Origin of the sequence: Kitasatospora saccharophila, assembly GCF_039529925.1 — a bacterium.
GTDB classification, from domain to species: Bacteria; Actinomycetota; Actinomycetes; order Streptomycetales; family Streptomycetaceae; genus Kitasatospora; species Kitasatospora saccharophila.
Genome location: NZ_BAAANS010000005.1, coordinates 186,309 through 196,495 on the forward strand (window position 1 = coordinate 186,309; position 10,187 = coordinate 196,495).

13 protein-coding genes are annotated in these 10,187 nt (G+C 73.5%); 5 read left to right on the forward strand and 8 right to left on the reverse strand.

The genetic code is table 11. From position 1 onward, the window contains the following. The first annotated feature begins 7 nt into the window (after positions 1-7). The 3 genes from ABD345_RS06125 to ABD345_RS06135 all read left to right on the forward strand — a co-directional run bounded on the left by ABD345_RS06125 (position 8) and on the right by ABD345_RS06135 (position 3,160). Entirely contained in the window at positions 8-1,654 is a 1,647-nt protein-coding gene (locus ABD345_RS06125) for an ABC-F family ATP-binding cassette domain-containing protein (RefSeq protein ID WP_344550736.1), read from the forward strand. A 123-nt stretch (positions 1,655-1,777) separates the two neighbouring features. Further along, positions 1,778-2,455 (forward strand): nitroreductase family protein, encoded by a 678-nt coding sequence (locus ABD345_RS06130; RefSeq protein ID WP_344550737.1) that lies wholly within the window; start codon positions 1,778-1,780, stop codon positions 2,453-2,455. A 108-nt stretch (positions 2,456-2,563) separates the two neighbouring features. Further along, on the forward strand, positions 2,564-3,160 hold the full coding sequence (locus ABD345_RS06135; protein WP_344550738.1) for a GNAT family N-acetyltransferase: 597 nt from the start codon (positions 2,564-2,566) through the stop codon (positions 3,158-3,160). 61 nt (positions 3,161-3,221) lie between these two features. Here ABD345_RS06135 and ABD345_RS06140 read toward each other — a convergent pair whose 3' ends face one another. Then, entirely contained in the window at positions 3,222-3,854 is a 633-nt protein-coding gene (locus ABD345_RS06140) for a TetR/AcrR family transcriptional regulator (protein WP_344550739.1), read from the reverse strand. A 162-nt stretch (positions 3,855-4,016) separates the two neighbouring features. On the opposite strand from ABD345_RS06140, the gene ABD345_RS06145 reads away from it, so the two are divergent. Next, the gene (locus ABD345_RS06145) at positions 4,017-4,649 is read left to right on the forward strand and encodes an FMN-dependent NADH-azoreductase (RefSeq protein ID WP_344550740.1); all 633 of its coding nucleotides are present in this window, start codon (positions 4,017-4,019) and stop codon (positions 4,647-4,649) included. Positions 4,650-4,769: 120 nt separating this feature from the next. Here the strand turns inward: ABD345_RS06145 and ABD345_RS06150 are convergent, their stop codons facing one another. Beyond that, positions 4,770-5,294 (reverse strand): AAA family ATPase, encoded by a 525-nt coding sequence (locus ABD345_RS06150; RefSeq protein WP_344550741.1) that lies wholly within the window; start codon positions 5,292-5,294, stop codon positions 4,770-4,772. A 75-nt stretch (positions 5,295-5,369) separates the two neighbouring features. On the opposite strand from ABD345_RS06150, the gene hemC reads away from it, so the two are divergent. After that, a complete protein-coding gene (gene hemC / locus ABD345_RS06155) occupies positions 5,370-6,305 on the forward strand; it encodes a hydroxymethylbilane synthase (protein WP_344550742.1) in 936 nt (311 codons plus the stop codon). Between the two features lie 60 nt (positions 6,306-6,365). On the opposite strand, the gene ABD345_RS06160 is transcribed toward hemC, so the two are convergent. The 6 genes from ABD345_RS06160 to ABD345_RS40265 form a co-directional block, all read right to left on the reverse strand. Next, the gene (locus ABD345_RS06160) at positions 6,366-6,878 is read right to left on the reverse strand and encodes a hypothetical protein (RefSeq protein ID WP_344550743.1); all 513 of its coding nucleotides are present in this window, start codon (positions 6,876-6,878) and stop codon (positions 6,366-6,368) included. Positions 6,879-6,882: 4 nt separating this feature from the next. After that, entirely contained in the window at positions 6,883-8,217 is a 1,335-nt protein-coding gene (locus ABD345_RS06165; RefSeq protein WP_344550744.1) for a hypothetical protein, read from the reverse strand. Next, complete coding sequence (locus ABD345_RS06170; protein WP_344550745.1) at positions 8,217-8,534, reverse strand: type VII secretion target; 318 nt, start codon at positions 8,532-8,534, stop codon at positions 8,217-8,219. The genes ABD345_RS06165 and ABD345_RS06170 overlap by 1 nt, the downstream gene beginning before the upstream one ends. A gap of 274 nt (positions 8,535-8,808) precedes the next feature. Continuing rightward, positions 8,809-9,021, reverse strand: a complete 213-nt coding sequence (locus ABD345_RS06175) for a DUF397 domain-containing protein (protein WP_344550746.1) — start codon at positions 9,019-9,021, stop codon at positions 8,809-8,811. Continuing rightward, entirely contained in the window at positions 9,018-9,593 is a 576-nt protein-coding gene (locus ABD345_RS06180; protein WP_344550764.1) for a DUF5753 domain-containing protein, read from the reverse strand. Before ABD345_RS06180 ends, ABD345_RS06175 begins: the two co-directional genes overlap by 4 nt. A gap of 27 nt (positions 9,594-9,620) precedes the next feature. Further along, positions 9,621-9,821, reverse strand: coding sequence for a helix-turn-helix domain-containing protein (locus ABD345_RS40265; RefSeq protein WP_380276280.1), 201 nt, complete (start codon positions 9,819-9,821; stop codon positions 9,621-9,623). Positions 9,822-10,187 lie beyond the last annotated feature (366 nt).

Consider the following 10,187-nt stretch of genomic DNA (forward strand, 5'->3'; position numbering starts at 1 on the left):
GGTCATCATGACTGCCACTCTCGTCGTCAAGGACCTCGCCGCCGGCCACGGTGAGCGCACGCTGTTCTCCGGGCTGGACCTGGTCGTCGCCCCCGGGGACGTGATCGGGCTGGTCGGGGTGAACGGCGCCGGGAAGTCCACCCTGCTGCGGCTGCTGGCCGGGCTGGACGCCCCGGAGGGCGGCAGCCTCAAGCTGAGCCCGCCGACCGCGAACGTCGGCCACCTGCCGCAGGAGCCGGAGCGCCGCGAGGGCGAGTCGGTGCGCGACTTCCTGGCCCGGCGCACCGGCGTCGCGGCGGCGCAGGCGGCGCTGGACGAGGCCACCGAGGGCCTGGTGGAGGGCCGTCCGGGCGCGGACGACGCGTACGCGGCGGGCCTGGACCGCTGGCTGGAGCTGGGCGGCGCGGACCTGGAGGAGCGGGCCGAGGAGGTCGCCGACTCGCTGGGCCTGAAGGTCTCGCTGGACCTGCCGATGACGGCGCTCTCCGGCGGCCAGGCGGCCCGGGCGGGCCTGGCCTCGCTGCTGCTGTCGCGCTACGACGTGTTCCTGCTGGACGAGCCCACCAACGACCTGGACCTGGACGGCCTGGAGCGCCTGGAGGCGTTCGTGAAGGGCCTGCGCGCGGGCACCGTGCTGATCAGCCACGACCGCGAGTTCCTGGCCCGCACCGTCACCCGGGTCCTCGAACTCGACCTGCACCAGGGCCAGGTGAACCTGTACGGCGGCGGCTACGAGGCGTACCTGGAGGAGCGGACGGTCTCCCGGCGGCACGCCCGCGAGCAGTACGAGGAGTACGCGGACACGAAGTCCGGCCTGGAGGCGCGCGCCCAGATGCAGCGCAACTGGATGGAGCACGGCGTCCGCAACGCCCGCCGCAAGGGCGGCGACAACGACAAGAAGGCCCGGGCGCAGCGCGCCGAGTCGACCGAGAAGCAGGCCGCGAAGGCCCGGCAGACCCAGCGGATGATCGAGCGGCTGGACGTGGTGGAGGAGCCCCGCAAGGAGTGGGAGCTGCGGATGGAGATCGCCGCCGCGCCGCGCTCCGGCTCGGTGGTGGCGACGCTGCGCCGGGCGGCCGCCCGGCGCGGGGAGTTCGCGTTCGGCCCGGTGGACCTGCAGGTCGACTGGGCGGACCGGGTGGCGATCACCGGCGCGAACGGCGCGGGCAAGTCGACGCTGCTGGCGGCGCTGCTCGGCCGGCTGGAACTGGACTCGGGCTCGGCGTCGCTGGGTTCGGGCGTGCTGGTCGGCGAGGTGGAGCAGGCCCGCGGGCACCTGTTCGGCGGCGACGCCGGGCGTCCGCTGCTGGAGGCGTTCGCGGCGGCCGTGCCGGAGCTGAACCCGGAGGACGTGCGCACCCTGCTGGCCAAGTTCGGCCTGAAGGCGGTGCACGTGATGCGCCCGGCCGGGACGCTCTCCCCGGGCGAGCGGACCAGGGCGGCGCTGGCGCTGCTCCAGGGCCGCGGGGTGAACCTGCTGGTGCTGGACGAGCCGACCAACCACCTGGACCTGCCCGCGATCGAGCAGTTGGAGTCGGCGCTCGCCTCGTACACCGGCACCCTGCTGCTGGTCACCCACGACCGGCGGATGCTGGAGGCCGTGCAGGTGAACCGGCGGCTGGTGGTCGCGGACGGCCGGGTCACCGAACTGTAGGCCCCCGCGCGCTCCCCGCCGGTCGCCCGCTCGTCGGTTCTCGTCGGCCGCCGGCTTGCCGGTTTTCGCCGACCGCGCCCCGGCCCCTTCCGCCGGGGCGTCCGGCGTGCTGGGGTGGCGCGCATGGCTGACCGTGACCCCTCCCGCGCGCCGTCGCACCCGACGACGCCGCTGCACCCGATGAGCGTCCCCGCCGACGAGGCGGCCGACCGCTGCCGGGAGTTCCACCGCGTGATGGACCAGCGCCGCACCGTGCGCGACTACTCGACCCGTCCGCTGCCCGAGGGGGTGCTGGAGTGGGCGGTGCGGACGGCGGCGACCGCGCCGAGCGGCGCGCACGTGCAGCCGTGGCGGTTCGTGGTGGTCACCGATCCGGAGCGCAAGCGGCGGCTGCGGGAGGCCGCCGAGGCCGAGGAGCGGGAGTTCTACGCCCACCGGGCGTCCGAGGAGTGGCTGGCAGCACTGGCCCCGATCGGCACCGACTGGCGCAAGCCGTTCCTGGAGGACGCGCCCGCGGTGATCGTGGTGTTCGAGGTGCACAAGGGCCCGAACTCGCCGCGCCCGTACTACACCAAGGAGTCGGTGGGCATCGCCGTCGGCTTCCTGCTCTCCGCCCTGCACCAGGCCGGCCTGGCCACGCTGACCCACACGCCGAGCCCGATGCGCTTCCTGAACGAGGTCTGCGACCGCCCGCCGGAGGAGCGCGCCGCGTACGTCATCCCGGTCGGCTACCCCGCCGAGGACGCCCGGGTGCCGGACCTGGAGCGCAAGCCGCTGGACGAGGTGATGGTGCGGCTCTGACGGTCGACCGCGGAGCGTGGCCGCGGTCGGCGGTCGGCGGCGAAGCGCAAGGGTAGCGGGGCGGATATCCGCTGGTGGGAACGGTCGTGCATGGCCCATACTCCGTCCATGAGTCACTCCGCCGACACGCCCGACAACTCTGTGCCACCGGTCACCGCGGGTCGCCCGCCCGAACTGCTGCCCGTGGGCGGCGGCGCGCACCTGCGCCGCCGCACGCTGGCGGACGCCGCCGCGCTGAACGCCGCGGTGAACGCCAACCTCGCCCACCTGAGCCCGTGGATGCCCTGGGCGCAGCACGCGCCGACCCTGGCGGAGAGCGAGCAGCTGTCGGTGCGCGGCGAGGCGGCCTGGGAGCGGGGCACCGACTTCCTGTACCTGCTGGGCCTGGACGCGGACCCGGCGGTGGTGATCGGCGCCTTCGGCCTGCACAGCCGGCTCGGCCCCGGCGCACTGGAGGTCGGCTACTGGGTGCACCACGAGCACACCGGCCGGGGCCTGGCCACCGCCGCCGCCCGCGCCCTGACGGGTGCCGCGCTGGCGCTGCCCGGCATCAACCGCGCCGAGATCCACTGCGACGAGTCGAACGCGGCCAGCGCCGCCGTCCCCCGCAAGCTCGGCTACGTCCTGGACCGGATCGACCAGGAGGCTCCGATCGCCCCCGCCGAGACCGGCCGGAAGATGATCTGGGTGACGTCCGGCCTCTGACGCCCGCGCCCCGGCCCGGCGTCACGGGTGTCGGGCCCGGGGCCCGTCGGCCCGGGGCCCGTCAGCGGCGGGCGATCCGTTCGACCAGGGTCTGCCAGCCGTCCGCGAGCAGGGCGCCCAGGTCGTCCTCGGCGCACCCGGCGGCCCGGCCCCCGGGGGGCAGGTCGGCGACCAGGAAGAGCAGCGCGGGGCCCTCCAGCGCGCTGGCGAGCTGGAGCGAGAGAGTGTCCAGGTCGGGCAGGCCCAGGGCGGCCTGGGCGAGCAGCATCCGGATGTGCGGGCGGGAGAAGTTCGGGCCGACCGCGGGCGGGGCGACACCCTTGCGCTCGAACGAGGCGCGGGCGATCTCGTGGCGCTCCAGCAGGAAGCGGGTGCGGGCGCGGCCGTAGGCGATCAGCCGGTCGACGGGGTCGCCGCCGGGGCCGAGCGGGGGCGGGCCGGACAGCACCTCGCACTGGAAGCGCCGCTCCTCGGCGTCGAGCAGGGCGCGGAAGATCCCGGCCCGGGTGCCGAAGCGGCGGAAGACGGTGCCCTTGCCCAGTCCGGCACGCTCGGCGAGCCCGTCCATGGTGACGTGGTCCGCCCCGAGTTCGGCGATCATCGCGCGGGCGGTGCAGAGCAGCACCTCGCGGTTGCGGGCCGCGTCCGCGCGCTCGGTGGGGGGTCGACCGAAGGGGACCAGGGGGCTGTCCATGGGCGCCAATTTACCCGGCGGGAGAAACGGGGTAAAGTCCGTTTACGTCGAGGCGGTGCCCACCGGGCCCGCCCCTGCCCCGCCGTGCCCGTCCGCGCGCCCGAACCGCGCCCACCCGTGCCCACCGCCCTCCCGGCGGGGCGCGAACCGAGGAGTACTGTCATGAACCTGTTCCGCCTGGACGCCAGCATCATGCCCGGCGCCTCCACCAGCGCCGAGCTCGCCGACACCGCCGAGGCCGAGTGGACCGCCGCCCACCCCGAGGGCACCGTCACCCGCCGCAACCTGGGTACCGACCCGCTGCCCGGCGACATCTGGGCCACCGCCGCCCTGGCCGGCTTCACCCCCGAGGACCAGCGCACCCCCGAGCAGCAGGAGGCCGCCGCGCTCGGCGCCTCCCTCGCCGCCGAGCTGAGCGCCGCCGACGCCGCGATCATCGCCGTCCCGCTCTACAACTGGGGCGTCTCCCAGCACTTCAAGACCTGGGTCGACCTGGTCATCGCGGGCGCCGGCCCGACCGCCGAACTCCTCAAGGGCAAGCCGGTCGTCCTGGTCACCTCGCTCGGCGGCGGCTTCGCCCCCGGCACCCCCCGCGAGGGCTGGGACCACTCCACCCCGTACATCGAGCGCATCCTGCGCGACGTCTGGGGCGCCGACCTCACCACCATCCGCCGCGAGCTGACCCTCGCCGCCGTCAACCCCGCGATGGAGAGCCTGCGCGACCTGGCCGCCGAGTACCACGCCCAGGCCCTGGACGCCGCGTCCGCCGCCGGCAAGGGCCTGGTCCGCGCCTGACCAGCCGCGCGACCGCCCCGGAAGGGCGCCGACGGTCACCCGCCGTCGGCGCCCTCCGCCGCTCCCGACCGCCCGACCGCCCGACCGCCCGGAGCCCGGCAGCCCGGCAGCCCGGCCGGTTCACCGCCCCAGCGCGGCCACGATCCGCCCGGCGGCCTGCGCCGGCGTGAGGTGCGTGGTGTCGACCACCTCCGCCTCGGCGTGCAGCCAGTCGCGGGCCGCCCGCGCGTAGGGCTCCAGGTACCTGAGCCGGAACGGGGAGTCCGGGCCCGTGACGGTGTCCCCCGCGATCCGCCGCCGGAGGGTCTCCCGGTCGGCGTGCAGCACGAAGTGGCGCACCGGGATCCCGTACCCGGCCAGGCCCCCGCTGATCTCCCGCCAGTACTCCTCGACCAGGACGGTCATCGGCATCACCAGCGTGCCGCCCGCGTAGTCGAGCACCCGGCGGGCCGTCTCCACCACCAGCGGACGCCACGGCGGCCAGTGCTGGAAGTTGTCCGTCCCGGGCAGCCCCGGCCTGATGTCCATCAGCGTCTCGCCGACCTTCTCGGCGTCCAGCACCCGGGAGTCCGGCAGCAGCCGCTGCACGTGCGTGCCGGTCGTCGTCTTGCCCGCGCCGTGGGTCCCGTTCAGCCATACGATCACCCGGCCCACGCTACGCCCCGCCCGGGCGGCCCGTCCCGTTCCGGCGCCGCGCGTAAGACGACCTATCATCTCGGCATGCCCTCAACCGAGTTGGTCCGCATCGTCTCCCGCTCCTCCCCGATGGCACTCGCCCAGGTGGAACGCGTCCGCGCCGAACTGGCCGCGCTCCACCCGGGGATCCGGACCGAGGTGGTGCCCGTCACCACCTCCGGCGACCGCTGGCCGGGCGACCTGGCCGCGCTCGGCGGCAAGGGCGCCTTCACCAAGGAGGTCGACCAGGCGCTGCTGGACGGCACGGCCGACCTCGCCGTGCACTGCCTCAAGGACGTCCCGGCCGACCGCCCGCTGCCGGCCGGCACCACCTTCGCCGCCCACCTGCGGCGCGACGACATCCGCGACGCCCTGGTCCACCCCGGCGGCCTGACCCTCGACCAGCTCCCGCCCGGCTCCCGGATCGGCACCTCCTCGGTCCGCCGGATCGCCCAACTCGCGGTCTCCCACCCACACCTGGAGACCGTCCCGATCCGCGGCAACGCCAACAGCCGCCTCGCCAAGCTGGACGCCGGCCAGGCCGACGCCCTGCTGCTGGCCGTCTCCGGCCTGGAGCGGATCGGCGCCGCCGACCGGATCAGCGAGGTCCTCACCGTCGAGGCGATGTGCCCGCCGATCGGCGCCGGGATCCTCGCCCTGCAGTGCCGCGAGGACGACACCCGCACCATCGACACCGTCTCCGGGCTCGGCCACCACGACACCTGGCGCGAGGCCGCCGCCGAACGCATGTTCCTGCACGTCCTGCAGGGCCACTGCAACTCCCCCATCGCCGGCCACGCCAAGGCCGAACCCGACGGCACCCTCTCCCTCCGCGGCCACGTCTTCACCCCCGACGGCAAGCGCGTCCTCAAGGCCCACGAATGGGCGGGCCCGCTCTCCCCCGAGGACCTCGGCACCTCCGTCGCCCTGACCCTCAAGCGGGCCGGTGCCACCGAACTCATCTCCGCCATCCCGCACTGAGCCCGCGGACGGCGGGCCGGAGCAGCGGATCACCGCCGGGCCCGGGCTCCGCCGCCGGGGTCAGGACGACTGGCCGGTGGCGCGGACGTAGACGTCGCCCGCCCCGGTCGGGCCGTCCTGCGTCCGGACCACGTAGACCTGGCGGTGGACGCCGCTCCCCGGGGCTTCGGGGAGCAGGGCGGCTTCGGGCGGTTCGTCGCCGGGCAGGGCCGTCCGCAGGTCGTCCGGCAGGGGCGCCGGGCCGCCGGGCCCGGGCAGGTCGTAGGTGCGCAGGAAGTCGTCGACGTTGACGTCGTCACCGCCGCCGAGGCGGTAGTGCAGGTAGCCGACCCGGGTGCCGTCCGGTGTCCGGGCCAGCACCGCGTCCTGCGGGACGTAGTACCTGCCCTTGCCCGGGTGCTGGTCGGCGTGCAGACCGGCCAGCCGCTGCGCCCGGGTCGAGTCGGTCTCGCGCGGGGTGTGGTCGCGGGTCAGCGCGACCACGCCCCAGCCCACGACCAGCACGGTGAACCCGACGCACGCCGCCAGGAACGCGACGAGCAGCCGCCGCAGCACGGGCCGCACGGGTGTCACGGCGTCAGAGCTTCCTGGTCCGGGTGTCGCTGTTGCCGCCCATGTCGAACTCCTGGGCGAGCCCGGTCCGGTGCAAGCGCTGCATGTCGTCGTCGGTCACGGTGCCGATGCCCGGGACCTCGGTGGACTTGCCGCTGTCCCAGTTGTAGCGGTCGCGGACCTGGGTCTGGTAAGTGACCGTGACCTCCGGCGGTCCGCCCGGCGTGGCCGGCGGTTTCACCTCGATCTTCGCCTGGGTGTTGTAGTGGAACGAGCCCACCGCGTAGAACCAGTCCTGGCTGCTGTCCGGCGTGGCGGACATCGGCTGCCAGCCGGTCTGCTTTACCAGGGCCACCGGTTTCCCGGTCCGGCGGTACTCGGCGAGCGCCTGCGCCTCCCAGCCGGGCAGGTTGCCGTCCAGGGTCTCGTCGACGCTCTGCCGGAAGTCGGGGACGTCCCGCAACATGTCCTCGACGTCGAGTTCCACCGATTCCCCGGTGCCGGAGAGGTAGTGCGCCATCATGGCGCTCGCGTTGACGTCGCCCGCCTTGAACGGCATGCCGACGATGCCCGCGCCGAGGGTGTTCTTCAGCTTGACGTCGCGCTGCGTGGGCTCCTCGGAGTCGTACGCGCCGGCGCCCCGGTCGTACGGGTCGGGCGGGAGCAGCACCCCGCCCGCGCCGCTGAAGACCTTGCGCATGTCGCGGGCCGCGGTGAGGTCCTCGGCGACGACCCGCTCAGTCCAGCCGTCGAGGCGGTCGTAGCCGACGGCCTTCTCGATCCGGTCGAGTTCGTGGGCCGCGGTGTCGCTGACGTCCGCGGCGTAGCTCAGCGCGGCCTCGACCAGGTTGCGGACGTCCCCGGCGGCGGTGGACAGTTCACGGTCCTCCAGCCGGGCGTCCGGGTCGTTGGCGTACCCCGCCCGGGACGGGAAGCGGACGGTGCCGTCGTCCTCGACCGCGAGGCCGTTGCGGTGCGCCAGGTCGTCCGCCTCGGCCATCCAGCGCCGGGCCAGGGCCAGCCCGTCGGCGGTGTTGCTGAGGGTGAGCCTGGCCGCCTCCATCTCCCGTTCGGCGATGGAGAGTTCGTCGATCAGGTCGGCGAGCGAGCGTCGGCCCAGTTCGGCCGCTTCCCCGCTCCACCCCTCCTGCAGCGTGGAGAGGACGTCGACGGCCTCGAAGCGTGCCTCGCCGGCGGCCGTCGCGATCCTGTCCCACTCCTCGGCGGCCCGGCCGAAGGCGGCGGGGTCGCAGTCGCGCAGTCGGGCCACCGTGACGGGGGCGTCGAAGAGCCGCTCGTGGCCGGGCGTGCTCGCGTTCCAGCGGCCGTCCGGGGCGTCGTTGCCGTCCGCGGGCCGCATCAGCCGTTCCCTTCCAGCAGGACGGCGGCGCGGCGGAACTGCTCGGCGACCGCGTCCTCCTGACGGCCGTAGTTCGCCGCGGTGACCCGCAGCCCCTCCCCGAGCGCGCGCATCGCGGCGACCGTCCGCCCGGTCTCGCCCTCCCAACGCCGGGCGCAGTCGCCCAGCGACTTGCCGACCGCCCATTCGCCGTGGCGGCGGGCCGCCGCGTCCGACTCGCCGAACCCCGCGTTCGCCGCGGACAGCTTGTCCGCCCCCTCGTCCAGCTCGTTCGCCGCGACCGGCAGCCGCTCGGGCTCCGAGACGTACCCGCTCAACCGACGCTCCCCCTCCGTACCGGAATCGTTCACCTGTGGTTCTGGACGCGGCACGGCCCGAGCGGGTTCCCCCTCCCGTCGGCGTCGTCGTCAGATGTGCCGCTCGACAGCGCCGAGATCCAGTGGTGCGGTTCCACCGCAGAACCGAGGGTAGTTCCCGGCACGGCGGCAACCGGGCGCCTCACGGAACTGCGGCCCACCGATCCGCCCCCGGCCAGCAAGAAGCCCCGCAGGCCGGGTGTTGGGCCGCAGGGCTTCGTGTCGCTCCGGAGGATCAGACCTCGCCGAACTCCCCGGCCTTGACGGCAGCGACGAAGGAGGCGAACCCGGCCTTGGTGAAGAACAGCGCGGGGCCCTGCGGGTCCTTGGAGTCACGAACAGGCAGGTGGCTCGGCGAAGCGGCCGGGGCGACCTCGATGCACTCGCCACCGTTGTTGCTGTACGTGGACTTCATCCAGCGCACCTCGGACAGGTCGATGTCGGTCATGAGAATTCCTTCCTGAGAGCCCGGGCCCTGGCGAGTGAAGCGACCGTAGACAAGGACTCCACCTGGAGCAGATCGTACTCCCTGGACCAGGCGGAAACCGTCTCCCGGCTGCGCTCAAGATAGCCTCGGGCCTGCGATTCCGCGTAGCCGACTACCGCTCGATCGGGAAGGTCGAGCAGTACCAGCGGCATCGTGAACGGCGTTCGTTCCCCCAGGTCGAACGGAGCGATCTGAATGGTGATCCACGGCTGCGCAGCCAACTCCTCCAGGTACCTCAACTGCTCAGCCATCACCGCCCTTCCGCCGATCGGACGTCGAATGCAACTCTCATCGATGACCGCGTGGATGAAGGGTGGATTCGACCGACTCAGCAGGGATTGACGGCCTGCCAGGAAAGCAACACGCGCATCGGCCTGCTCCTGAGTGATACTGCCGCGCTGAGCAGCGGCGTTCGCAAGCGCGGACGCATAGGCCGGTATCTGCAACAGCCCCTGAATCACTCCGATCCCGAAGGTCCGCATCCGTCGGCACCGGGCCTCCGCCGCCGTGAACTCCGCGAAGCCCTCCAGCAGGCTGGCGTTGGAGTACTGCCGCCAGAGCTACTGGAACCGCTCGCCGGTCCCGAACACCTGATCTGCCCTGACTGCCAAGTTAAGGGTCACGGGCTTCTTCCCTCTTTCCACGTACGAGAGCAGACCCCCCGAGTAGCCCATGCGCGCGCCCGCTTCGAGCTGCGACCATCCACGGGCCCGCCGTGACCTGCGGAGTTCTTCGCCGAAGCGCAGGGCAGGAGATGACATGCCGTCAATTTCTTGATCGCCACTCACTGCCTCAACTCCTTAACTCGACGAAAGCGTCACCGGGCAGGTACTGGTGAGCGTAGTCGTTTCTGCCGATGCTTGTGACGCACAGAAGGCAGAAAGAAGCGGACGGTGACCGGCGCTCGGGGTGCGCCCCGGCGCGCGTTCGGCCATGGACCGTCCACGGAGGGCGCGGGCACCCTTTCACGCCCCCGCGCAACATCACCCACGAGGTACATGAACCATGCCCGATCACCAATACCCCACTGCGGCGGCGAAGTTGACCATCCGGGTCTACACCGTGCGGCCCGACGGCAGCCGGGTGCAGGTCTCCTCCTGCACCTCCGACGAGGACCTCCACCTGCC